This window comes from Leisingera sp. ANG59, from assembly GCF_013317235.1.
GTDB lineage: Bacteria > Pseudomonadota > Alphaproteobacteria > Rhodobacterales > Rhodobacteraceae > Leisingera.
Genome location: NZ_WLCM01000005.1, coordinates 113952 through 137225, shown reverse-complemented (window position 1 = coordinate 137225; position 23274 = coordinate 113952). Strand labels below are relative to the sequence as shown.

Here is a 23274-nt window from a genome sequence, read left to right as displayed (position 1 = left end):
GATGCGGATCTCGGTGCAGGAGGCTCCGTTTGAGCTTGGGGCTGAAAGTGATGCCTTCGCCGAGGGTGTCGAGAATGCGGGTGCGGTGGTGACCTTCACCGGCGTGGTGCGGGACGCCGATCAGGGCGGCCTTCAGGCGATGGAGATTGAGCATTACCCGGGCATGACCGAGAAGGCCCTGACCGAAATAGCGCAGGAGGCCATGAAGCGCTGGTCGCTGGCCGATGCATTGGTGATTCACCGCCACGGGCGCCTGGCCGCGGGCGAGCGCATCATGATGGTCGCCACCGCGGCGCGCCACCGCAAGGATGCGTTTGAGGCGGCGGAGTATCTGATGGATTACCTGAAGTCCCGCGCGCCGTTCTGGAAGAAAGAGATTCTGGAAGGCGGCGGCACCGGTTGGGTCGAAGCCAAGGATGCCGACGAGGACGCCCTGAAGCGCTGGTGAGGCCGAGGCGGAGCAGGGGCTCCCGCCAGCCATTCAATCATCAAGAGATGATTTCCACCTGTTGTGCCGGGCGCCGCGCTCTGCGCGGCGTTTTCCTTTTGCTGAAAGGGCCTGACAGGGCAGGTCAGCCGATCAGGCCCAATTCGAGCTTGTTTGAAGACTGGCGCGTCAAGGGCATGCGCGCTTCGCGGGGCCTGCGGCCTCCTTGGCCCGCCGGAGCCTGCAGGCGTGGCAGAGGTCTCTTCCCAAGGTCAGTGCGGAATTTGGGAGCGCAGCTCCTCAGCCTCGCGACGGGCCTCGCGCAGGCCTTCCATTGCCGCCTGCAGCTCCGCTTCGGTCTGGGTCAGCTGGTTGGTCAGCTCCGCCTCGCGCTGCTGCAGATAGGTGATCGCCTGGTCGCGGGTTTCCTCCGCCTCATGCAGCTCCTGGCTCATCCGGTCGAGGTCAGCCACGTCGCTTTGCCGCACCCGGGTGAAACGATGCACCAGCCAATTGGCAAACCAACCCATGGCAAAGGCCGCAAACAGGATGATCGCGGTGGTGATGATGAACTCCGTCCTGTTCATTCCTCTGTGGTCTCCTGTGCGTCATCTGCGCTTTCGGCGGCCTCGCCGCTATTCTCGTTTTCCGTTTCCGCTTGCTCAGCCGGGCGGACCAGCTTGAACTCGATGCGGCGGTTGGCCTCGCGGCCTTCTTCGGTGCCGTTGTCGGCGATCGGTTCACTCTCGCCATAGCCCTTGGCGGCAAAGGTCGAGGTCACCACCCGGCGCGCGCGCAGCTCGTTCAGCACCGATTGCGCCCGGGCCTGGCTCAGGTTCTGGTTCATCACTTCGCGGCCCTGGCTGTCGGTGTGGCCCTGGATCTCCAGTCGCACCGGGCCGCACCGGCTCAGCACCTCTGCAATCCGGTCCATGGTGCCCGCGCTTTCGCCGGCAATGGTGGCAGAGCCGGGTTCAAAGGCGATTTTGGCCTCGGCTTGGGCACCGGCCAGCTGCGCCTCGCAGAGTTCCGGCGGGATCGGCTGATCCTTCGGGGCGGGCGGCTCCTCGTAAGTGATGTCGAGGCTATAAGTCTCTGCCTCGCCCAGTTTGGCGGACAGGAAACGGGAAATCTCGGAGAGCGCATCCTTGCGGTAGCTCATCCCGCGGAGTTCCAGGTTTTCCGGCGTTACTGTCACTGATCCGCGCTGCAGATAGGAGAGCGCCTCCAGCCCGGCTAGCACGCGTACCGGCCAGTCGGCGGGCAGGTCGGCGACAACCCGGGTGGCGGTGTGCACATTTGCCGAGCCGAAGCGTGCTTTGGCATAGCTGTCCGCCACGGTCCGCAGCGCCGCGTCGCTCAGCCGTCCGCGTAGCTGTACCTGGCCTTCAGGGCTGAGGGTGGCAGTGAATTCGGGCGGCCCGGCAGTGGCGCTGGTTTCCGGCACTGGCAGCACCGCATGCAGGGCAAAGACCCGGGGCAGGGCGCTTTCCAGTTCGCCCACCACATGGTCGAAGGTGCCGCTGGCAGTGCCTTCTGCGGCCACCAGTGTGATATCGGCATTGGCGATGGTGACGGAGCCGCCGCCCAGCTCGTTCAGGCTGGAAATGCTGAGTTCCGCCGCTCGGGCCCAGTTCGGCGAAGGGACACCCATGCCGATCACGCAATCGGCCTCGCCTTCCAGCCCCGCTGTGCGGGCCGCGGCGAGGATTCGCTTGCGGCTTTCCTCGCTCTCGGCGGAGCAGGCGTCGAACTGGGCGCCGTCCTTGTCCAGCAGGAACCGCAGGGTAAAGGGAGTGATCACCGGGCGCGGCGCCGCAATGTCCATCGCCAGCCGCAGCCCCGGCGGCGCCAGCCGGCCAAGCTGCTCCTCCAGCTGGTGCTTGGCCTCTTCGCTGCCGGAAATTGCGGTGATGGACACCTCGCCGGCTTCAACCGAAATCTTGGCGCGCGGCAGCAGTTTCAGCGCCTTGACCGCGAAATCCAAGGCCTGCTGCCAGCCTTCGGGCTTGGTGTATTTGGCTGTTTCCAGGAGGTCCGCCACGCTGCCTTCACCGGCCAGGGCGTTCAGCTGTTTGACCATAGCCGCACGGCCGGAGCCTGCCGGGATCAGGCCGATGATGGAAATGCCGCTGTCGTTGCGCAGGATTTCCGCGGAAAACCGCGGCGGCGCCAGCCCCTTGGCCGGGGGAACCTCCATCCCGTCGATGATCCGGGCCGCGTCCACCACGCCGCCAACCAGCGAGATCACCGAAAACCGGGTTGCCTCGTCGGGAGCGGTGCCTTCGAGCAGCACCTGCAGCCCGTCCGCCGTGACCTCAGCCCAGTTATGCCCGGCGCCGTCAAGCGCCTGACGCACCCCGGTTTCGGTGCTGCGTTCCACCGCGGTGACGGCAAATCCGGCAGCAACAAGGCTCAGCCCTGCGGCGGCGGTGAAGGCCAGGCCTGGGATCAGCAGAGAGGACAAGCGCATATGGCGGCAGTTTCCCTTAGTCAGTTAGTGGCTCTTACCCTGCACGGGGCCGTGGTTCAATCACACGAACATAGCGAGGGTAAAGAAGATCAGCGGGATCAGGCCGGTATCGCGGTTGAGCCGGAACAGCTGCAGCAGCCGGGCATTGTTTTCCGCGTCAAAGGCGCGCAGCTGCCAGGTCATGTGCCAGCCCATCGCCCAGGGCCCCGCCAGCGCCAGCACCAGCGCCAGGACAGAGGCGCTCTCCAGCATCGCGCCGATCACTGCCATCGCCATCAGGCAGACAAAGGCAACGATGAACCGGCGCAGCCACATCGGTGTTTGGCTGCCGAACAGACGGGCGGTGGACTTCACCCCGATCAGCGCGTCATCCTCAGTGTCCTGATGGGCATAGATGGTGTCATAGAACAGGGTCCAGGCGATGCCGGCCAGATACAGCAGCACGGGCGGCCAGCCCATGGACCCGGTATGCGCCACCCAAGCCAGCATGGCGCCCCAGTTGAAGGCAAGGCCCAGAAACACCTGCGGCCACCAGGTGAACCGCTTGGCAAAGGGATAGACCGCCACCGGCAGCAGCGACAGGATGCCCATGGCAATGGCCGCCTGGTTGAAGGTCAGCAGGATTGCAAGGCCAGCCAGGCACTGCAGCCCCATCCAGGCCAGCGCGCCCTTGACCGTCACCTGGCCCGAGGGGATCGGGCGTGAGCGGGTGCGCTCCACCTGGCCGTCGAAGTTGCGGTCGGTGATGTCGTTCCAGGTGCAGCCGGCCCCGCGCATCAGCCAGGCGCCGGCCGCGCAGCCGATGGCAATCCAAAGGTCGCTCCAGCGCGGGCTTTGATCGGCCAGGATCGCCAGTGCCAGCCCCCACCAGCAGGGGATCAGCAACAGCCAAGTGCCGATCGGACGGTCGGCGCGGCTAAGGCGCAGGTAGGGCCGCGTCCATTCCGGCGCATATGTGTCGACCCAGTTTCCCTTGACCGCATCCGCGACCTGACCCTCTGGCGCTGGCTTCTGGCCTTGCATATGTAGGACCCCATGAGTGCAAAAATCAGACTGTATGTAGAGCACCCTTTGGGGGCAGGGCAATCGGTTCCCTTGGATCGTGATCAGGCGCATTACCTGTTCGGGGTGATGCGGCTGTCTGCAGGCGCCCATGTGGCGCTGTTCAACGGCCAGGACGGCGAGTGGCTGGCCGAGGTTGCCGAAGCCGGCAAACGCGGCGGCATGCTGATCTGCCAGGAGCAGACGAAGCCCCTGCAGCTGCCGCCGGACCTGTGGCTGATGTTTGCCCCGATCAAGAAGGCGCGCACCGATTTCATTGTCGAAAAGGCGGCGGAGATGGGCGCCGCCCGCATCCTGCCGGTGCAGACCGAGTTCACCAATTCCGAACGCATCCGCCAGGACCGGCTGCAGGCTCATGCGGTCGAGGCGGCAGAGCAATGCGGAGGCACCTATGTGCCGGAGGTGTCGGACCTGCAAAAGCTCTCCCGCCTGCTGGACCAGTGGCCCGCCGAGCGCCAGCTGATGTTCTGCGACGAGGCTGAGGTGGGTAATGCGCTGCAACTGGCCGCAGAGACGCAGAAAGACGCGCCTTGGGCCATTCTGATCGGCCCTGAAGGCGGATTTTCCGAGGCAGAGCGCAAGCGGCTGCACGCGTTGCCGCAATCCCATGTGGTCAGCCTCGGCCCCCGTATTTTGCGCGCGGATACCGCCGCCGTGGCCGCCATGACCCTATGGCAGCAGGCGCTGGGGGACTGGTAGAGGCGGAGCGTGTGTTTCTGGTTACAGACTGGAAACCCTTTTCTGTTAACCTTTTAGCGTGCGGCAGCGGCAGGCAGCCATTGCATCCGCCGCTCCGGCTCCACAAGTAAAGAGGACAAGGCAGGCCGCTTCGTCTGCCGGACGTTTGAAAGAGGCGAAACACATGAGTTTCATCCGCCCTGAAGCCCGCGAAACCCTGTGGCAATGGCGCGAGGTACTGGCCGCTGCCCTGATGTTCCTGCTGGGGCTGAAATGGGCGTTTTCCTCGGCTGGCTTTACTGCGATCACCGGCTGGGCGCTGGTTGCCACCGGGCTGGTGACCGCAGTGATCGGCGCCCAGCGGATGCGGTTCCGGCGCGGCACCGGCGGCCCTGGCGTGGTGCAGGTGGACGAGGGGCAGATTGCCTATTTCGGGCCGCTCACCGGCGGCGCCGTGGCAGCCTCAGAACTGGAGCGGCTGGCGCTGGACCACACCTCCAAACCGCCGCACTGGCTGCTGGAACAGCCCGGCCAGCCGCCGCTGGCAATCCCGGTGAATGCGGAAGGCTACGAGGCGCTGTTTGATGTCTTTGCCGCCCTCCCGGGCCTCAAGACCGAGCGGATGCTGGCGGAGCTGCGCCGCCGCGGCCCTCACCAGGTCGTGATCTGGGAGCGTGCCGCCAGCCGTCCGGAACATCAGCGCCTGCATTGACACCGGCGGCGATTCCGCCCACGACTGACCGTTCAAGACAGATCTAACAGGACGGAGTGCCAGGCATGTCCATTCCCCAGTCCGGCGGCGGGCCGATCGAACGCCACGAGCAGCTTGCCCAGTATCTTGCCGACGGCTGCAAACCCAAGGAAGACTGGCGCATCGGCACAGAGCACGAGAAGTTCGGCTTCTGCAAGGACACGCTGAAGCCGCTGCCCTATGCCGGCGAGCGCTCCATCCAGGCGGTGCTGGAAGGCCTGCGCGACGGCCATGGCTGGGCGCCGCTGACGGAAGGCGGCAACCTGATCGGCCTGACCAAGGACGGTGCCAACATCAGCCTGGAGCCGGGCGGCCAGTTGGAACTGTCCGGCGCGCCACTGGAGACCATCCACGAGACCTGCGACGAGGTGAACGCCCACCTGCGCGACGTCAAAGACATCGCTGACAAGATAGGCGTCGGCTTCATCGGCCTGGGCGCCGCCCCTGTGTGGCACCATGAAGACATGCCGCTGATGCCCAAGGGCCGCTACAAGCTGATGGACGGCTACATGCAGGAAGTCGGCACCATGGGCACCACCATGATGCGCCGCACCTGCACCGTGCAGGTGAACCTCGACTTCTCGTCTGAGGCCGACATGGTGCAGAAACTCCGGGTGGCGCTGGCGCTGCAGCCGGTCGCAACCGCGCTGTTTGCCAATTCTCCGTTCCTGGACGGACAGCCCAACGGCCACAAGTCCTGGCGCGCCCGCGTCTGGCGCTCGCTTGACGCCGACCGCACCGGCATGCTGCCGTTTGTGTTCGAGGAGGGTTTCGGTTTTGAAGCCTGGGTGCAGTATGCGCTCGATGTGCCGATGTATTTCGTCTACCGCAATGGCGAATACATCAATGCGCTGGGCATGTCCTTCCGCGACTTCCTGAAAGGCGAGCTGCCCGCGCTGCCAGGCGAAACCCCGACGCTCAGCGACTGGGCGGACCACCTGACCACCATCTTCCCCGAGGCCCGCATCAAGAAATTCATCGAGATGCGCGGCGCCGACGGCGGCCCCTGGCGCCGTCTGTGTGCGCTGCCCGCCTTCTGGGTGGGGCTTACCTATGATCAAAGCGCGCTCGATGCCGCCTGGGACCTGGTCAAGGGCTGGGACGCGGAAACCCGCGACGCCCTGCGCGTTGCCGCCTCCGAGCAGGGGCTGCAGGCCAAGGTGAATGGCATCAGCATGCACGAGCTGGCCCGCGAAGTGGTGGCAATCTCCGAAAGCGGCCTCAAGGCCCGCGCCCGTCCAGGCGCAGGCGGGCTGGTGCCGGATGAAACCCACTTCCTGAACGCGCTGAAGGACAGCCTTGAAACCGGCAAGGTGCCCGCGGATGAATTGCTGGAGCGCTACAATGGCGCCTGGGAAGGTGACCTTAGCCGGATCTACGGTGAGTTCGCCTACTGACAATGTGCAACCTTGCACCTGCAAAACCCAGCTATTCCGCAAAGGAAGGGCTGGGTTTTTCCATACTGCGGCCCCGGCACAGCCTGCGGCTTTCAGCGCGGGTAGGGCGGTGCTTGACCAGGGTTGTTTTGCGGCTTGCCGGCAAAATTGCACACGGATATTCAGCCGCTGTTCATTGAAACAAAGGTTTGAACTATGCGCGATTTTTTCATCTCGGCTTTCGAGAAACTTGTTGGCCTGATTGTCATTCTGATGGTTGTCGGTGTGCTCGGCGGTGCCGCTGCAATTTACTCCGATCCCTTCAAGGGCGGTACCCTTCCCGCCCTATTGGTACTGCTGGGCGGGCTGCTCTATGTGATCATGCTGGGCGGAATGCTGTACCTGTTCCTTGGCATCTACCACAACACCAAACGCACCGCTGAGGCCGTGGACCGTCAAGCGCGGAGCTGACGCTTCTGTAAAGAAAACCGGCGGCAGGTTGCCCCGCCGCCGGTTGTTTGCACGTGAGTGGCGGCTTCAGACCTTACTGCGTCTGTAGCTCCGCCGGGTCTTTGTCCGCAATATCGGTCCAGTTGGCGTTGGCATTCTGGATGAAGCCCGGAATGTCGCCTTCCCAGCGGTCCTGAATGTCCTGCGACAGGTTCAGGTACAGGGTGTTGTCGACGATCTTCCAGTGGTTCGGATCGCCGTCGAACTTGAAGCCCATCGCGGTGCCGAAGGCGCAGTAGCCGCCGTAGGCCGGCACGTAGGCTTCGGGATTCTTTTCAAAGGCCGCTTTGTGCTCTTCCGAGGCAAAGCGGTAGGTTGCGTCATTGTAAATGGAAGTGATTTTGTAGCTGCCCTTGGTCGGGGCGCCGTCGGTGAAATATGCGACCGGGTCATAGCCCTGCATGGCCAGGCCGGTGGAGGATGCGTTGATCTCAACGCCCGCCGCCAGTGCCGAGGTTGCCATTGCAACCGACAGAGCCACACCGCTGATCAGTGCCTTTAGTTTGTTCATGGTCCCGTCCTTTCAAATCCCGGCCGCGGCGTTCCCAATTGCTTGCCCGGCCGGCGTTTCACCATGTGTGCCGCGGTATGCTGCGGGTCACGGCACCGATGTGGAGAGCCGGCCGATCACATTCAAAACAACTCAAATTGACTGTGCGCGCGGCGGCAGCTGGCTGTGCATTGCCGCGCAGAACGGGTGACAGGCTGCACAGATGCGGTCAGAGTGAGGGCAGGCCAATTGGAGACTTGCATGATACGCCCATTCCCCACCCGCCGCGCAATTCTGGGCGGCCTATTGGCGGCAGCAGCCTTTGCAGGGGCGGCCGCAGCCCAAAGCATCAGCGGCAGCTACCGCGCAGAGGGGCGCAACCCCGACGGCAGCACTTATGCCGGCACGGTGCAGATCCGCGACAACGGCGGCGCCATTGAGATGAACTGGCAGGTCGGCAGCCAGACTTATGCCGGGACCGGCACCCGCAACGGTGATGTGGTCTGGGTCAATTGGGGCGATACCTACCCGGTGGTCTACGTGCGGATGCCCAATGGCGAGCTTCACGGCACCTGGTCCAACGGCCGCGCGCTGGAGCGGCTCATTCCGTGACCTGCAGCGCCAGAACGAAGCGCACAACCTTTTCCGCAGGCATCTCGCAGGGCTTCAGCCGCGCGCCGGAGGCCAGCCGGTAGAGGTTGAGGCTGATGTAGTCCGTGCCGCCCAGCTCCCGCGCCACGAGTTTCTGAGCCTTGCCGCCGGCCAGATCCAGACGGACCGCCGCATAGCGCCGTCCGTCAGCGTTCCCTGTGAAGGCGCCCAGCGGCAGGGCGTCAAAAGCTGCAAGGAAGGCCTGCAGCTTCTCCGGTGTCACTTCTGGCCGATCCGCGGTTCGGTGCCCGCCCGCAGCCGGGCGATATTGGCCGAATGACGGACATAAACCACCGCCGCCAGCAGCACCGCCAGCACCGCAACCGGCTGATATCCCAGCAGCAATGCCCAGACCGCACCGGAGGCGGCCGAAACCAGCGCCCCCATGGAGGAGATCCGGCTGACCGCCGCCGCCGCAAGCCAGGTCAGGCAGCAGGCAATGCCCACCGGCCAGGCCAGCGCCAGCATCAGGCCCAGGAACGTCGCAACCCCCTTGCCGCCCTTGAAGCCCAGCCAGACCGGAAAGCAATGGCCGAAGAAGGCCAACAGCCCTGCCGTTTGCGCCGCATCCTCGCCGGCCAGAAAACGGGCCAGCAGCACCGCCGCCGCGCCCTTGCCGCCATCCAAAAGCAGTGTCAGCGCCGCGGCGGCCTTGCTGCCGGTGCGCAGCACGTTGGTGGTGCCGATATTGCCGGAACCGATTTCCCGCAGGTTGCCGAGCCCGAAGGCCTTGGTGACCACCATGCCAAACGGCACCGAGCCGAGGCCGTAGCCGATCACCGCCCACAGGAGCAGAGCGGTGGCAGAGCTTTCGAGTACTGGCATCAATCCCTCCGGTAGACGGACTCGCCCGCCACATAGGTTGCTTCAACCCGGCCTTGCATCCGCTGGCCGTCATAGGGCGTGTTCTGCGATTTCGAGCGCAGTTTGAAACGGTCCAGCACAAAGGGCACATCGGCATCGAACAGCACCAGATCGGCGGGCGCGCCCGCCGCCAGGCGGCCGCTCTCCAGCCCCAGCCGTTTGGCCGGGTTCAGCGCCATGGCGCGGAACAGGGCGGGCAGATCCAGGAGTTCCGCATGGTACAGCCGCAGTGCCGCAGGCAGCAGCGTCTCCAGCGCCACCGCACCGGCTGCGGCTTCCTCGAACGGCAGCCGCTTGCTTTCCTCATCCTGCGGCGTGTGCATCGAGGAGATGATGTCAATGAGCCCTGAGCGCACCGCTTCAACCACCGCCAGCCGGTCGTCTTCCGAGCGCAGCGGCGGCTTCACCTTGAAGAAGCTGCGGTAACCCGCAACGTCCAGCTCATTCAGCGTCAGGTGGTGGATTGAGGTGCCCGCGGTGATGTCGAGCCCGTTGGCCTTGGCCCGCTCCAGCGCGGGCAGGGCGCGCGCGGTGGTGATCTGGTCGGCATGGTATTTGGCGCCGGTCATCTCCAGCAGCGCAATGTCGCGGTCCAGCCCCATCCGCTCTGCCATCGGCGACACCGCGGGCAGGCCGTAGAGCGCCGCAAACTTGCCGCTGGTGGCGGCCGCGCCCTTGCTCAGAACCGGCTCCTGCGGGTGGGCAATGACCAGCGCGCCGCAGGAGCGGGCATAGGTCAGCGCCCGCTGGAACACCTTGGTGTTGCTGACCACGTGGTCGCAGTCGGAAAACGCCACCGCGCCGGCATCCATCAGGAAGCCGATCTCGGTCATCTCGCGGCCTTCCCGCCCCTTGGTCAGCGCGGCCATCGGCAGCACGTTGACCGGCGCATCGGCCTGGGCGCGGCGGGTGACAAATTCCAGTGTCTCCGGGCTGTCGATTGCCGGGGTGGTATCGGGGCGGGTGACGATGGTGGTGACACCGCCCGCCGCTGCTGCAAGCCCGGCGGTCTTATAGCTTTCCTTGTGCCGCTCGCCGGGCTCGCAGACCTTGACGCCGATATCCACGATCCCCGGCGCCAGGCATTTGCCGCCGCAGTCCACCTCGGTCACATCATCCGGCGTGAGGCCCTGCGCGCGCAGCATCCGGGCAGGATCGGCGGCATCCTTTTCAACCGCTGCGATCCGCCCGTCCCGCACGAGAACCGCGCCCGGCGTGTCGGTGCCTGCCTCGGGGTCGATCAGGCGGGCGTTGATGAAGAGGGTGGTCATGCCTTGGCTCTTTCAATTGCGTTGAGGGTCGCGGCCGGGTCGGCCTGGTATTTGATCAGATGCTTGTCGCCGGTCTTTGTGACCACCTGCACATAGCTGCCCATGGTTTTGACAGCTTCGATTTGGGAAACCGGCACCGAACGCCCGGCGGGGCCTGAGAGGTTTTCACGGGTCAGGGTCCAGACCACCGCCAGCTCCTCGCTGGCCATATACCAGCCGCGCAAGGCGATGGCGGCCAGCCCGCCCACGGCGCCGGTCCAGATGTGGGGGCTGTCCATGAACCACAGAACGGCCATTGCGCCGCCCATGCCGGCCGCTGCCATCCAGGCATGCGCGCGGACATAGGCGCTGCGGTCGGGCTTGAACTCGGTCACAACCATCAGAACACCAGAGCCCAGACCAGCAGGGCAATCAGGGTCATGACAATGGTAAACAGCGTGGCGCCTATGCGGCGGGCCTGGCTGCGGGCCTCGCGCGGGGACAGCTTGGGGGCGGAGTAAGGCTTGGCGCTCTCGGCGGTGGCAGGGGCGGCGCTCCAATTGGTCCGCCGCTCGCCATAGGTGCCCTTGAGCTCGATCTGATCCGCGGGGGTGAGCCGGGTCTCTTCTCCGCCGAAGGCGCGGGAGCGGATCAGCAGCACATGGCCTTCCAGTGCCTGCAGCATCCCGCGGTCCTCCTCGACCTGTGCCCGCGGCACCCCGCAGCCTTCGGTGAGGTAGCCGGTCAGGCCGATGTCTTCCAGGTCGGAGACCGGGAAGATTTCCACCTGGTCCATGTCCAGGGCTTCGATGCCCAGAACCTGCACCAGCGCGCCGGGCTCCTTCAGGAACGCCGCCTGCTCGGGCCGCATGTCGAGCGCAAAGAGGCGGATCACGCTGCGCTCGCCCGCCGGGATATGGATCACGCCCTGCAAGCGGCTCAGCCTGCCTTGGCCTGGCGTTCGGCACGCAGGTTGCGGGCCAGCAGGTCCATTGCCGCCATCCGCACTGCCACGCCCATCTCGACCTGCTCCTGAATGACCGAGCGGTTGATGTCATCGGCGAGTGTCCCGTCGATCTCCACCCCGCGGTTCATCGGGCCGGGGTGCATGACGATGGCATCGGGCTTGGCTTGGCGAAGCTTGTCGGCATCCAGCCCGTAGCGGTGATAATACTCGCGCTCCGACGGGATAAAGCCGCCGTCCATGCGCTCTTTCTGCAGGCGCAGCATCATGACGACGTCGACATCTTTCAGCCCTTCGCGCATATCGTCGTAAATCTCAGCGCCGAACTCGGCGAACTGGCCGGGCACCAGCGTCGGCGGGCCGATCAGGCGGATGCGGTTTTCCATCTTGCCCAAGAGGATCAGGTTCGACCGCGCCACGCGGCTGTGCGCTATGTCGCCGCAGATCGCGATGTTCAGCCGGTGCAGGCGGCCTTTGGAACGTCGGATGGTCAGCGCGTCCAGCAAGGCCTGGGTCGGGTGCTCGTGCTTGCCGTCGCCCGCATTCAGCACAGCGCAGTTAACCTTTTGGGCCAGAAGATCTACCGCGCCGGAATGCGGATGGCGCACCACCAGCAGGTCGGGGTGCATCGCGTTCAGCGTCATCGCGGTATCGATCAGCGTTTCGCCTTTTTTGATCGAGCTGGCCTGCATCGCCATGTTCATCACATCGGCGCCCAGCCGCTTGCCCGCCAGCTCAAACGAGGCCTGGGTGCGGGTGGAGTTTTCAAAGAACATGTTGATCTGGGTGAGGCCGGCCAGCACGTCGGAGTGCTTTTCCGGGCGGCGGTTCAGCGCCACATAGTCATCGGCCAGATCAAGGATCGCGGTGATCTCATGCGGCTTCAGCGGTTCGATGCCAAGCAGGTGGCGGTGTTCGAAGGACATATGGGGCGGCTCCGCTTGATTTGCGGGTTCTTATAGGCGGCGTGTGCGGAGCGGGCAACGGCTGCGTGGGCGCGCACCCCGGGTATTTTGAGTATTTGCAGTAAGATGATGGCGGGGTGTTCCGCTTGGGCACCGGGCGGAGTAGCTTGGGCGCATGGAATCGGCATTGGATTACTGGAGCGCCCGGGCGCTGTTGGAGTGGCAGGCAGAGCTTGGCGCTACCGAGGCGCTGTGCGACGACCCGGTCGACCGCTATGCGCTGGAGCAGGCCGCGCCGAAGCCGAAACCGGGCGCTGCCCCCGCGCCGCCGCCCAAGCCTAAGGAAGTTGACCCCGTTGACGTGGCCAAGAGGGCCGCCAGGGGCGCTGCCTCCCTGCCTGCCCTGCGCGATGCGATGGACGGCTTCAGCCACTGCGACCTGAAGCGTGGCGCCCGCAATCTGGTGTTCTCCGACGGCCAGGCGGGTGCCCGGGTGATGATCATCGGCGAGGCGCCGGGCCGCGACGAGGACCTGCAGGGCAAACCCTTTGTGGGCCGCGCCGGGCAGCTTCTGGACAAGATGCTGGAAGCGATCGGCCTCAGCCGCGCGGAAAACGTCTATATCACCAACGTGCTGCCCTGGCGGCCGCCGCAGAACCGCGACCCGCTGCCCGCCGAGATCGCCATGCTGACGCCTTTCCTGGAGCGGCATGTGGCGCTGGCGGAGCCGGACATTCTGGTGCTGATGGGCAATATCAGCTGCCAGGCGGTGCTGGGAAAACGGGGCATCACCCGGCTGCGCGGGCAATGGGATCAGGCCTGGAAGAAGCCGGTCATCCCGATGTTCCACCCGGCTTATCTTCTGCGCCAGCCGCAGCAGAAGCGGCTGGCCTGGGCCGACCTGCTGGAACTGAAAGCGCGTCTGGGGAGCTTGTCCTGAGGTAACCCATGAAAATTCTGGCGTTCTCCGATCTGCATCTCTCGGCCTCCCACGCCGCGGATATTGTCGCTGCCAGTGCGGGCGCGGATCTGGTGATCGGCGCCGGCGATTTCTGCAACATGCGGATGGGGATGGACAGGGCCGTCGCCATGCTGGCAGGGCTGAAGGCGCCGATGGTGGCGGTGCCCGGCAACGGCGAAAGCGCCGATGAGCTGCGCGCGGCAGGGTTTGCCAATACCACAGTGCTGCATGGCGACGGCACGGACTTCGAAGGCCTGCGCCTGTTCGGATTGGGCTGCGGCGTGCCGGAAACACCGTTTGGCGGCTGGTCCTGCGACCTGAGCGAAGTGCAGGCGGGGACGATGCTGGCGGCCTGCGATCATGCGGATATCCTGATCTCCCATTCACCGCCCAAGGGGCTGGGAGATATGACCTCAAGCGGGCTTTCCGTCGGCTCCACCGCGGTCAGGGCCGCGGCGGAACGGGTGCAGCCGCAGCTGCTGCTCTGCGGCCATGTGCATGACTGCTGGGGCTTCCGGGGCAACCTGGGCAAGACGCAGGTGGCCAATCTCGGCCCCGGAGTCAGCTGGTTCGAGGTGGAGCCGTGATCGACCCTGTAACCCTGCTGGCCTTTATCCCGGCAGCGCTGGCGCTGAACCTAACGCCGGGCGCGGATATGATGTTTTGCCTCGGCCAGGGGCTGCGGTCCGGGCGCGCTGCAGCGGTGGCGGCAAGCGCAGGGATCTCAGCGGGCAGCTTGGTGCATGTGACACTGGCGGGCCTGGGACTCGGCGCCGTGATCGCTGCCATGCCAGGGCTGTTTGACGTGATACGCTGGATCGGCGTGGGATATCTGTTGTACCTCGCCTGGGGCGCCCTGCGCAGCGGCCCGGTCCGGGCTGACGCGCCATCCGTGCCGGCCCGGCGGGCGTTCCGCTCCGGCTTCCTCGTCAACCTGACCAACCCCAAGGTGATCCTTTTCGTGCTCGCCTTCGTGCCGCAATTCGTAAGGCCCGAGGCCGGGCCGGTGCTGGGGCAATTCCTGATCTTCGGGGTGATCCTGGCCGCGGGCGGGTTTGTCATCAACGGACTGGTGGGCATCTTTGCAGGCCAGGCCGGGCGGCGGCTGACGGGCTCGCCGGTGTTTGCGCGCTGGCTGGGCCGCGTCTCCGCCGGAATTTTTGCAGGGCTGGCCGTGCGGCTGGCGGTTATGGAGAAGGCTTAGATGTCCCGTATTGACGAAAGCATGGAATTCATCCCGGTCCGCATTGCGGTGCTGACGGTCTCGGACAGCCGCAAGATGGAGGACGACCGCTCCGGCCAGGTGCTGGTCGACCGGCTGCGCGATGCGGGCCATACCCTGGCCGACCGCAAGATCATCCCAGACGAGCGGGCAGATATCGCCGCGCAGCTGCGGGCCTGGATCGCCGACCCCAAAGTGGATGTGGTGATTTCCACCGGCGGCACCGGGCTGACGGGCCGCGACGTGACGGTGGAGGCGCACCGCGACGTCTATGAGAAGGAGATCGAGGCCTTCGGCACTGTCTTCACCTGGGTGTCGATGCAGAAGATCGGCACCAGCGCGGTGCAGTCCCGGGCCACCGGCGGCGTTGCGGGCGGCACCTACCTGTTTGCGCTGCCCGGCAGCCCCGGCGCTTGCAAGGACGGCTGGGATGAAATCCTGTCAAAACAGCTCGATTACCGCCACCGCCCCTGCAATTTCGTGGAAATCATGCCCAGATTGGAGGAACATCTGCGGCGGAAATAGCGCCGGCCAGCGTGTAACCTCGCAAACCTGCGCGGAAAATCATATATTTCCAAACGGGCACAAGGCATTTGCGCTTTGGCTGGCCGCACGCGGCCCCGGCAGCAGCCGCCACCGGAAGGGAGAGACATGCGCTTTTTGCGTCAGAGTATGATGGGGCTTTTCCTGGCGTCGCTGACGGCGGCCCTGCTGCTCTATGCCGGGCAGCTGATCTTTGGCGCCATCGAGGCGCAGCTCAACGCCGAGCGTAAGGCGCCACCGGTGCGCGAGCGGGTCTTTGCGGTCAATGTGGTGACTGCGGACTTGCAGACTGTGGCACCGGAACTGACCGCTTTTGGCCGCGTGGAAAGCCGCCGCACACTGGAACTGCGCACTGCCGCAGGCGGCCGGGTGGTGCAGCTGTCTGAGGATTTCGAGGAAGGCGGTGCGGTCCGGGCGGGCGAAGTGCTGGTGCAGATCGACCCGGCCGACGCCCAGGCGGCGCTGGACCGGGCAGAAGCCGACATGATGGACGCCCGTGCCGAGGAACGCGATGCGGGCCGGGCGCTGATCCTGGCGCAGGATGAATTGCAGGCCACCCAGGACCAAGCCCAGCTGCGCGAGCGCGCCTTCCAGCGGCAGGTTGATTTGCAGGAACGCGGCGTCGGCACCGCTGCCACGGTGGAAACCGCGGAACTGGCCGCGGTGCAGGCCCGCCAAACCGTGATCTCGCGTCGCCAGGCGGTCAGCCAGGCAGAGGCGCGCGCCGATCAGGCTGCCACCCGCGTGGCCCGGGCGCAGATCGCGCTGGACGAGGCCCGCCGGGATCTGGAGGACACCACCATCAAGGCAGGCTTTGACGGCACCCTGCAAGCGGTAAGCCTGGTGCAGGGCCGGCTTGTGTCGGCAAATGAAAAACTCGCGGATCTGGTCGACCCGGACCTGCTAGAGGCGGCATTCCGGGTTTCCACCGCGCAATACGCCCGGCTGCTGGACAGCGACGGCCATCTGCTGAAGGCCCCGGTGCGGGTGACGCTGGATGCGGCAGGTGCCGGCCTCAGCGCCATCGGGCGGATTTCGCGTGCCAGCGGTGCCGCGGGTGACGGTCAGACCGGGCGGCTGGTCTACGCGAGCCTTGATGCCGCGCCAGGGTTCAAGCCCGGCGACTTTGTCACCGTCCGGGTAACGGAACCTGAAGTCCGTGCGGTCGCGCGGGTTCCGGCCTCTGCGTTCGGGGCAGACGGTTCGGTCCTGGTGCTGGGAGAGGGAGACAGGCTGGAGGCGTTGCCGGTGGAACTGGTGCGCCGCCAGGGCGATGACGTGCTGATCCGCGGCTCGGGGCTGGAAGGCCGCGAAGTTGTCATAGGCCGCACGCCTTTGCTGGGCGCCGGCATCAAGGTGCGCCCGCTGCGCCGGGGCGCAAAGACGCAGGCGCTGCCGGAGCTGATCGAACTGACGGACGAGCGCCGCGCCCGGCTGGTGGAGCTGGTTGAGGGCAACAGCCGAATGCCCTCCGAGATGAAGGCGAAGATGCTGCAGCAGCTGGCGGAGGCCAAGGTGCCGGCACAGCTGGTCAGCCGGATCGAATCCCGGATGGGAGGCTGAGGGTAATGGCGCGCAGGCTCCCCCGGCCGGCCCGCGGGCTGTTCAGCTATTTCACCCGCCACCGTACGGCGGCCAACCTCCTGCTGGTGATCATGCTGGTGCTGGGCGCGGCAGCGATGCCCAACATGCGGACACAGTTTTTTCCGGATGTAATCGTCGAGCGCGTTACCGTTTCCGTCGAATGGGAGGGCGCAGGCCCGGAGGACGTGGACAATGCCATCGTTCAGGTGATGGAGCCTGCGCTGCTAGCGGTTGACGGCGTGGAGGAAACCTCCTCCATCTCCCGCGAAGGGCTGGCCTCGCTGACCTTGGAGTTTGAGCCGGGATCCGACATGGGGCAGGCCACCGACGATGTGCAGACCGCGGTGGACGGCATCACTACCCTGCCGGATGAGGCGGAAGAGCCGGACGTGCGCCGCGGCGCCTGGCGCGACCGGGTGACCGACGTGGTGATCTCCGGGCCGGTCGGGGCAGGGCAGCTGGGTCTTTTTGCCGATGAACTGGTGGTGCGTCTTTTTAAGGCCGGCGTCACCCGCACCACCATCCGCGGCGTGGCGGCTCCGGAAACCATCGTCGAGGTGCCGACCGCCAAGCTGATCACTCATGACATCACCATGCGCGAGATCGCAGAGGCGATTGCGGCAGAGGTTGATGCCGACCCTGCAGGCGATGTGACCGGCGCCAATGCCCGCGTGCGGACCGGCAGTGAAAAGCGTAAGCCGGATGAGCTGGCGGCCATCGTGCTGCGCACCAATGCCGACGGCTCTGTGCTGACCATCGCTGATGTGGCGCAGATCCGTGTCGAAGGGGTGGACCGCAACCGATCCTACTTCGTGGATGACAACCCGGCGATGTCAATCCGGGTGGACCGCTCCGACCAGGGCAATGCCATCCGCCTGCAGGCACAGGTGCAGGAGGTTGTGGATGAGATGCAGGCAAGCTTGCCGCAGGGAGTGACGGCTGAGCTGATCCGCACCCGCGCCCAATCCATCACCGACCGTTTGGATATTCTGGTCGACAATGGCCTGATGGGGCTCGGCCTGGTGCTGTGCCTGCTGTTCCTGTTTTTGAACACCCGCATCGCCTTCTGGGTGGCAATGGGCATACCGGCCTCGATGTTCGCTGCTGTGGCGCTGATGTACGCCGCCGGGATCACCATCAACATGGTCAGCCTGTTCGGTCTGATCATCACCCTGGGCATCGTGGTGGACGATGCAATCGTGGTGGGCGAACATGCCGATTTCCGGGCCAGGCGTCTGAGCGAAAGCCCGATACAGGCGGCTGAAAACGCCGCCAGGCGCATGGCGATGCCGGTCTTCGCCGCAACCCTCACCACCATCATTGCCTTCTTTGCCCTGGTGCTTGTTGGCGGGCGCTTTGGCGAGCTGATCCGCGATATTCCTTTCACCGTGATCGCGGTGCTGGCGGCCTCGCTGGTGGAATGTTTCCTTATCCTGCCCAACCACTTGGCCCATGCGCTGACCCACGCCCAGGTGCGCCATTGGTACGACTGGCCGAACCGGATGGTGAACCGCGGCTTCCGCTGGCTGCGCGACCATGCCTTCCGGCCGCTGATGGCCTGCATCGTTACCGCCCGCTACGCGGTGCTGGCAGGCGCGCTGGCAATCCTGGCCAGCCAGACCGCACTGTTCATCAACGGCGATGTGCAATGGCGCTTCTTCAATGCGCCGGAGCGCGGTTCGGTCACCGGCAACTTCGCCATGGCGGAGGGCGCCAGCCGCGCCGACACCCTGGAAATGATGCAGGAAATGCAGCGCGCGACAGAGGCGCTTGGCGCCGATTATGAAGAACGCTATGGCCGCAATCCGCTGGATTTCGTGATGGCCGAGGTGGGCGGCAATGCCGGCCGCGGCCTCAGCGGGGTGGAGGCCAAGGATGCCGACCTGCTGGGCGGCATCTCGATCGAGCTGATCGACGCCGATTTGCGCCCCTATTCCAGCTTTGCCTTCGTGGCGGAACTGCAGGAGCGGGTGGTGCGCCACCCGATGGTCGAAACGCTCTCCTTCCGCAGCTGGCGGTCCGGGCCGGGCGGCGACGCGCTGGACGTGCAGTTCTCCGGCCCCAGTGTGCAGGTGCTGAAAGTTGCCTCCGAAGACCTGAAAACCGCGCTGCTGCGCTTCCCGGAGGTCTCGGCGGTTGAGGACAATCTCGCCTATGACAAGGAGGAGGTGATCCTCGACCTGACCCCGCAGGGCCAGGCACTGAACTTCACCATTGGCAGCCTTGGCCAGGCCCTTAGGGCGCGGCTCAACGGTATCGAAGCCGCAACCTACCCCGACGGCCCGCGCAGCGCCACCATCCGGGTGGAGCTGCCGGAGAACGAACTCACCGCCGATTTCCTGGAACGCACCCTGATGCGGGCGCCCAGCGGCATCTATGTGCCGCTTGCCGATATCGTCTCGGTCACCCAGCGCACCGGCTTTTCCACCGTGCGCCGCGAGAACGGCATCCGTGTGATCAGCGTGACCGGCGACATATCCGAGGACGACCCCGCCCGCGCCGAGGCGGTTACCCAGGCGCTACGGAACGAGATTCTGCCTAAGATTGCCAGCGAACGGCAGGTGGAATGGCGCCTGTCGGGACTGGCGGAGCAGGAGCAGACCTTCCTGCAGGAGGCAGGCACCGGGCTGATCCTATGCCTCACCGGCATCTACCTGGTGCTGGCTTGGATCTTTGCCAGCTGGACCCGGCCGCTGGTGGTGATGGCGATCATCCCCTTTGGCCTCGTCGGCACCATCTGGGGCCATTACGTTTGGGAAGTGCCGCTGTCCATGTTCACCGTGGTGGGCCTGTTGGGGATGACCGGGATCATCATCAATGATTCCATCGTGCTGGTGACCACCATCGACCAGTATGCGCAGGACCGCGGCCTGGTCCCCTCGATCATTGACGCGGCGGCAGACCGGCTGCGCCCGGTGATGCTGACCACCATGACCACGGTGCTGGGGCTTGCACCGCTGCTGTTTGAACGTTCTCAGCAGGCGCAGTTCCTGAAACCGACAGTGATCACACTGGTCTACGGCCTAGGTTTCGGCATGTTCCTGGTGCTGCTGGTGGTCCCGGCGCTGGTTGCGATGCAGCGCGACCTGTCGCGGCCGCTCACCTCCCTGCGCCGCGCGCTGCAGCAAGGGGCGGGGCGCCTGCGCTGGCTGGTGCTGGGCACGGCTCTGACGCAGCTCGGCTGGCTGGTGCTGACGCTGGGCTGGGCCATGGCCACCGGTGCCTTGCACCCGGCCTTGCGGATGCTTCCGGCTCTCGCAGCGATGGAGCCGGTGCGGGCAGGGCTGGTGGCCTTCCTCGCAGGCGCTTTGGTTCTGGCGCTGCTGGCTTATGCGGCGGGCGGGATCGCCTACAGGCTCAACGCCCGCCAGCGGGCCTGAGCCAGCCGCGCAACGTCACCGACCTGATCCAGCAGCCGCAGGCCGCGGGCTTCGATCTCTGCAATGGGCACCCAGTCCGCCTGTTCGGCGTCATCATCCGGTACCGGTTCGCCGCTCAAATGCTCGCACAGCACCACTGTCAGCAGATACTGCCGTTGCGTCAGGCCGGAGGCATCGCGCGAGATCACATCCACATTGGTGACGTACTCCAATGGCCGGGCGGTCACGCCAGTCTCTTCCATCAGCTCCCGCGCGGCGGCCTGCAGGGCAGTCTCGCCCAGTTCCACATGGCCGCCGGGAAAGCCCCACCAGCCCGCGTTCGGTTCCTTGCCGCGCTGCACCAGGATCACATGATCCTGCCCGCCGAAATGGCGGCAAACCACGGCAATGGTGCCCAGAACCGGGCGGGCAGGGCCGTCAGGCACGCTCATCCGGCGCTGCAGCCCTGAATATCAACCGCGTGGTTTTTCCCCAGCACCGTGATCCGCAACTGAGAGCGGTCGATGGCATACGGCTTGCCGTCCGTCGGCAGAAACTCGGTTTCCGCCACCAGCTGCCCGCCTTCGCGCCGGGAGGTGGTTTCACCGGCATAGAGCTTGGGGTTGCCCGGTTCTATCACCGCTACCTCCTCGCCGCCGGCCGAGGGCATCGAGATGCGGGCAGTCACCTTCATCCCGTACTGCGAGGGCTGCAGGCTGCAGGACGCCTTGCGCACACCGGCTTCCTTGGCCGACCAGGGGCGGCTGGCCAAAGCCGCGGCAATCGCCGGATGGCGGCCGGCGCTGCTGTCCAGCTGGTGGTCGAACATCAGCTCGGCAGGCACGCAGACATCCCTGCACACCCCCAGCTGCATCCGCCCCTTCAGGCGCACCGGTTTGCCAGGGGTTTCAGGCGTGATCTCCACCGGCAGCACTAGCTGATCATGATAGCCGATGGTGCGGTAGCCGGAGGTCAGGAACACTTCCGGTGACGGCCAGGTGATTGACAGACTGCGGACATTTCGCGCCCCGCGCCAGGAGAAGCTGGGCGGGATGCCGGCATCGCCGGGCGCGCGCCAATAGGTCTTCCACCCCGGCTGCAGGGTGATCCTCAGCGCGCCCAGATGGGTGCCGCGCGGTGTCATGCCGCCATCCAGCACCTCGACCTGCACGATGTCGCCATCCGCGGCGCCGGCAAGTGCAGGCGACCCGGTTGCGACGGCCAGCAGGGCTGCGGCGGCGGCAGTGGTTTTGGTCAGCATTTCTTTCATATGGGAATAAATGCGCCCGTCAGCCCGATTTGCCAAGTCACGATCCGGTCATAGCGGTCCCATCTCCCTGTGTTTGCGGCAAATTTGCCGGAGCCTGCGCGGAGTTGCGCCGATGCGCCCCTTGCGCGGCAAGCGGGTGCGCGTCATGGTGGGGGAAGGCAGCAGAAAGACGGAAATTCATGGATCTGACTGGCAAGCTTTTGATTGCAATGCCTGGAATCGGCGACCCGAGGTTTGAGCATTCGGTAATCTTCCTGTGCTCGCACGGCGAGGAGGGCGCAATGGGTTTGATCGTCAACAAGCCCGCGGATGGCGTGGCGCTGGGCGATCTTCTGGAGCAACTGGACCTGGGCGGCGACGACAACGCTGCAGCAGCGCTGCCGGTGCGTTTCGGCGGGCCGGTGGAAACCCAGCGCGGTTTTGTGCTGCACACGCCGGATTATGAATCGGATGTGAGCTCCCTGAAGGTGCCTGGCGGCTTCTCGATGACCGCGACGCTGGATATTCTGGAGGACATCGCCCAGGGGCAGGGGCCGCAGGACCTGCTGGTGCTGCTGGGATATGCCGGCTGGGGGCCGGGGCAGCTGGAATCGGAAATCACCATGAACGGCTGGCTGACGGCCGAGGCCAGCCCCGAGCTTGTGTTCGGCCTTGCCGATGACAGCAAATGGGGCGCGGCGCTCAAGACCCTGGGGGTTGATCCGCTGACTCTATCGTCCAGTGCCGGCCACGCCTGAGTGCTCAAGTCCGGGCCGCACAGCGGAACGGCTCCCGCGGGATTTCTGATTATCAGAGATAACCACAAAACCCTTGGGCCGTGCGCGCTTCTGTGATGGGCGCGGGTGTTTTGCGGTTTGCGGCGTTCAGTCCCGCGGGGCGGCGGCGCGGCGCAGGCGGTCGTTGATGGCCTCGCCCAGCCCATGCGCCGGAACCGGTGCAACGGCAATCGGCTTGCCAAGGGCATCCAGCTGGTGGAGATGGCCGAACAGATTGGCGGCAGCCTCCGCCAGTTCGCCGGATTCCGAGAGGTTCAGATCGCAGCTGCCGGGGCCAAAGCCAAGATACAGCTCGCCCTCGCCGGGCGCGTCAGCATTCAGCCGTACCGGCGCGCCAGGGGCATAATGCGACAGCAGCTGGCCGGGGGCGGTCAGCGGATCATGCACATCCCGCTGCACCAGCTTGCGGCCCAGCACTGCCTCGATAACCTCTGCAGCCAGCCCGCCAGGGCGCAGCAGCATCGCATCCGGCCCTGCCAGACCGATGATGGTGGACTCGAGGCCAACGCCGCAGGCGCCGTCATCCAGGATCGCGGCAATCCGGCCGCCCAGCCCGGCCTTCACATGTGCAGCCGTGGTCGGGCTGATCCTGCCGGAAGGGTTCGCCGAGGGCGCCGCCACCGGCCCGTCCAGTTCCTGCAGCAGCGCCTGCGCCGCGGGATGCGCAGGCACCCGCACGCCCAGGGTGTTCAGCCCGGCGGTGACCAGCGGCGAAATCCCGTGCCCCTCCCGCAGCGGCAGCACCAGCGTCAGCGGGCCGGGCCAGAACGCTGCTGCCAGCTGTTCCGCAACGTCATTCCATTCCACATAGCGCCGTGCCGCCTCTGCCGAATGCACATGCGCGATCAGCGGATTGAACGACGGCCGCCCCTTGGCCTCGTAGATCGCCGCCACCGCTCCGCCCTGCCGGGCATCGGCGCCCAGGCCATAAACCGTCTCAGTCGGGAAGGAGACCAGCCGCCCTTCCTGCAGAAGCTGGGCGGCGCGGGCAATGCCGCCTGCCGTTGCGGCAAGGATTTCAGTGCTCTGCTGGGGCATTTGGGGTGACGCGGCGTTTTGGTTGATTGAAATAAGTGCCCGGTTAGGTAATCGGACAAGCCACAGACCATAATGGGCCAGCGCCGGGAAGCCAAGACTGCCCGCGCCCGCACGCCCCAG

The 23274-nt window shown here is 65.7% G+C and carries 26 protein-coding genes; 13 read left to right on the top strand and 13 right to left on the bottom strand.

Going from position 1 to position 23274, the window contains the following annotated elements; genetic code table 11:
* The first annotated feature begins 1 nt into the window (after window position 1).
* Window positions 2-448 (top strand): molybdenum cofactor biosynthesis protein MoaE, encoded by a 447-nt coding sequence (locus tag GKC28_RS07030; RefSeq protein ID WP_174146195.1) that lies wholly within the window; start codon window positions 2-4, stop codon window positions 446-448.
* Window positions 449-699: 251 nt separating this feature from the next.
* Here the strand turns inward: GKC28_RS07030 and GKC28_RS07025 are convergent, their stop codons facing one another.
* The 3 genes from GKC28_RS07025 to ubiA are packed head-to-tail and all read right to left on the bottom strand — an operon-like array spanning window position 700 to window position 3923.
* The gene (locus tag GKC28_RS07025) at window positions 700-1014 is read right to left on the bottom strand and encodes a hypothetical protein (RefSeq protein ID WP_174146194.1); all 315 of its coding nucleotides are present in this window, start codon (window positions 1012-1014) and stop codon (window positions 700-702) included.
* Entirely contained in the window at window positions 1011-2900 is a 1890-nt protein-coding gene (locus tag GKC28_RS07020; RefSeq protein WP_174146193.1) for an OmpA family protein, read from the bottom strand. The genes GKC28_RS07025 and GKC28_RS07020 overlap by 4 nt, the downstream gene beginning before the upstream one ends.
* 60 nt (window positions 2901-2960) lie before the next feature.
* The gene (ubiA, locus tag GKC28_RS07015) at window positions 2961-3923 is read right to left on the bottom strand and encodes a 4-hydroxybenzoate octaprenyltransferase (RefSeq protein WP_174146192.1); all 963 of its coding nucleotides are present in this window, start codon (window positions 3921-3923) and stop codon (window positions 2961-2963) included.
* Between the two features lie 12 nt (window positions 3924-3935).
* On the opposite strand from ubiA, the gene GKC28_RS07010 reads away from it, so the two are divergent.
* The 4 genes from GKC28_RS07010 to GKC28_RS06995 all read left to right on the top strand — a co-directional run bounded on the left by GKC28_RS07010 (window position 3936) and on the right by GKC28_RS06995 (window position 7238).
* On the top strand, window positions 3936-4661 hold the full coding sequence (locus tag GKC28_RS07010) for a 16S rRNA (uracil(1498)-N(3))-methyltransferase (protein ID WP_174146191.1): 726 nt from the start codon (window positions 3936-3938) through the stop codon (window positions 4659-4661).
* Between the two features lie 163 nt (window positions 4662-4824).
* Window positions 4825-5352, top strand: a complete 528-nt coding sequence (locus tag GKC28_RS07005; RefSeq protein ID WP_174146190.1) for a hypothetical protein — start codon at window positions 4825-4827, stop codon at window positions 5350-5352.
* A 65-nt stretch (window positions 5353-5417) separates the two neighbouring features.
* Window positions 5418-6788 carry a glutamate--cysteine ligase gene (locus GKC28_RS07000; RefSeq protein WP_174146189.1) on the top strand — a complete coding sequence of 457 codons (1371 nt, stop codon included), beginning with the start codon at window positions 5418-5420 and terminating at the stop codon, window positions 6786-6788.
* Window positions 6789-6983: 195 nt separating this feature from the next.
* Window positions 6984-7238: a hypothetical protein gene (locus tag GKC28_RS06995; protein ID WP_019297146.1), complete on the top strand. Its 255-nt coding sequence runs from the start codon at window positions 6984-6986 to the stop codon at window positions 7236-7238.
* 73 nt (window positions 7239-7311) lie between these two features.
* Here GKC28_RS06995 and GKC28_RS06990 read toward each other — a convergent pair whose 3' ends face one another.
* Window positions 7312-7788, bottom strand: coding sequence for a YHS domain-containing (seleno)protein (locus tag GKC28_RS06990; RefSeq protein ID WP_174146188.1), 477 nt, complete (start codon window positions 7786-7788; stop codon window positions 7312-7314).
* 240 nt (window positions 7789-8028) lie between these two features.
* On the opposite strand from GKC28_RS06990, the gene GKC28_RS06985 reads away from it, so the two are divergent.
* The gene (locus tag GKC28_RS06985; protein ID WP_174146187.1) at window positions 8029-8379 is read left to right on the top strand and encodes a hypothetical protein; all 351 of its coding nucleotides are present in this window, start codon (window positions 8029-8031) and stop codon (window positions 8377-8379) included.
* Here the strand turns inward: GKC28_RS06985 and GKC28_RS06980 are convergent.
* The 6 genes from GKC28_RS06980 to GKC28_RS06955 are packed head-to-tail and all read right to left on the bottom strand — an operon-like array spanning window position 8369 to window position 12422.
* A complete protein-coding gene (locus GKC28_RS06980; RefSeq protein WP_174146186.1) occupies window positions 8369-8641 on the bottom strand; it encodes a hypothetical protein in 273 nt (90 codons plus the stop codon). The genes GKC28_RS06985 and GKC28_RS06980 overlap by 11 nt on opposite strands.
* Complete coding sequence (plsY, locus tag GKC28_RS06975) at window positions 8638-9243, bottom strand: glycerol-3-phosphate 1-O-acyltransferase PlsY (protein WP_174146185.1); 606 nt, start codon at window positions 9241-9243, stop codon at window positions 8638-8640. The genes GKC28_RS06980 and plsY overlap by 4 nt, the downstream gene beginning before the upstream one ends.
* Complete coding sequence (gene pyrC / locus GKC28_RS06970) at window positions 9243-10553, bottom strand: dihydroorotase (protein ID WP_174146184.1); 1311 nt, start codon at window positions 10551-10553, stop codon at window positions 9243-9245. The genes plsY and pyrC overlap by 1 nt, the downstream gene beginning before the upstream one ends.
* Entirely contained in the window at window positions 10550-10933 is a 384-nt protein-coding gene (locus tag GKC28_RS06965) for a hypothetical protein (RefSeq protein ID WP_174146183.1), read from the bottom strand. Before GKC28_RS06965 ends, pyrC begins: the two co-directional genes overlap by 4 nt.
* Window positions 10933-11466 (bottom strand): hypothetical protein, encoded by a 534-nt coding sequence (locus GKC28_RS06960; protein ID WP_174146182.1) that lies wholly within the window; start codon window positions 11464-11466, stop codon window positions 10933-10935. Before GKC28_RS06960 ends, GKC28_RS06965 begins: the two co-directional genes overlap by 1 nt.
* A 5-nt stretch (window positions 11467-11471) precedes the next feature.
* Window positions 11472-12422, bottom strand: a complete 951-nt coding sequence (locus GKC28_RS06955; protein ID WP_174146181.1) for an aspartate carbamoyltransferase catalytic subunit — start codon at window positions 12420-12422, stop codon at window positions 11472-11474.
* A 154-nt stretch (window positions 12423-12576) separates the two neighbouring features.
* On the opposite strand from GKC28_RS06955, the gene GKC28_RS06950 reads away from it, so the two are divergent.
* From GKC28_RS06950 to GKC28_RS06925, 6 genes are all read left to right on the top strand, one after another.
* Window positions 12577-13341 (top strand): uracil-DNA glycosylase family protein, encoded by a 765-nt coding sequence (locus tag GKC28_RS06950; RefSeq protein ID WP_174146180.1) that lies wholly within the window; start codon window positions 12577-12579, stop codon window positions 13339-13341.
* A gap of 8 nt (window positions 13342-13349) precedes the next feature.
* Window positions 13350-13949: a metallophosphoesterase family protein gene (locus GKC28_RS06945; protein ID WP_174146179.1), complete on the top strand. Its 600-nt coding sequence runs from the start codon at window positions 13350-13352 to the stop codon at window positions 13947-13949.
* Entirely contained in the window at window positions 13946-14566 is a 621-nt protein-coding gene (locus tag GKC28_RS06940) for a LysE family translocator (RefSeq protein ID WP_174146178.1), read from the top strand. Before GKC28_RS06945 ends, GKC28_RS06940 begins: the two co-directional genes overlap by 4 nt.
* A complete protein-coding gene (moaB, locus tag GKC28_RS06935) occupies window positions 14567-15109 on the top strand; it encodes a molybdenum cofactor biosynthesis protein B (RefSeq protein WP_174146177.1) in 543 nt (180 codons plus the stop codon).
* Window positions 15110-15235: 126 nt separating this feature from the next.
* Window positions 15236-16690, top strand: a complete 1455-nt coding sequence (locus GKC28_RS06930; protein WP_174146176.1) for an efflux RND transporter periplasmic adaptor subunit — start codon at window positions 15236-15238, stop codon at window positions 16688-16690.
* 5 nt (window positions 16691-16695) lie between these two features.
* Window positions 16696-20091 (top strand): efflux RND transporter permease subunit, encoded by a 3396-nt coding sequence (locus GKC28_RS06925; protein ID WP_174146175.1) that lies wholly within the window; start codon window positions 16696-16698, stop codon window positions 20089-20091.
* Here the strand turns inward: GKC28_RS06925 and GKC28_RS06920 are convergent.
* Both GKC28_RS06920 and GKC28_RS06915 read right to left on the bottom strand, forming a co-directional pair.
* The gene (locus tag GKC28_RS06920) at window positions 20061-20522 is read right to left on the bottom strand and encodes an NUDIX hydrolase (RefSeq protein WP_174146174.1); all 462 of its coding nucleotides are present in this window, start codon (window positions 20520-20522) and stop codon (window positions 20061-20063) included. The two genes, GKC28_RS06925 and GKC28_RS06920, sit on opposite strands and share 31 nt — an antisense overlap.
* Window positions 20519-21331 carry a protein-disulfide reductase DsbD domain-containing protein gene (locus GKC28_RS06915; protein WP_174146173.1) on the bottom strand — a complete coding sequence of 271 codons (813 nt, stop codon included), beginning with the start codon at window positions 21329-21331 and terminating at the stop codon, window positions 20519-20521. The genes GKC28_RS06920 and GKC28_RS06915 overlap by 4 nt, the downstream gene beginning before the upstream one ends.
* On the opposite strand from GKC28_RS06915, the gene GKC28_RS06910 reads away from it, so the two are divergent.
* Entirely contained in the window at window positions 21268-22077 is an 810-nt protein-coding gene (locus GKC28_RS06910; protein ID WP_368041101.1) for a YqgE/AlgH family protein, read from the top strand. The genes GKC28_RS06915 and GKC28_RS06910 overlap by 64 nt on opposite strands.
* Window positions 22078-22203: 126 nt before the next feature.
* Here the strand turns inward: GKC28_RS06910 and GKC28_RS06905 are convergent, their stop codons facing one another.
* Window positions 22204-23154 carry an L-threonylcarbamoyladenylate synthase gene (locus tag GKC28_RS06905; RefSeq protein ID WP_174146171.1) on the bottom strand — a complete coding sequence of 317 codons (951 nt, stop codon included), beginning with the start codon at window positions 23152-23154 and terminating at the stop codon, window positions 22204-22206.
* Between the last annotated feature and the right edge of the window lie 120 nt (window positions 23155-23274).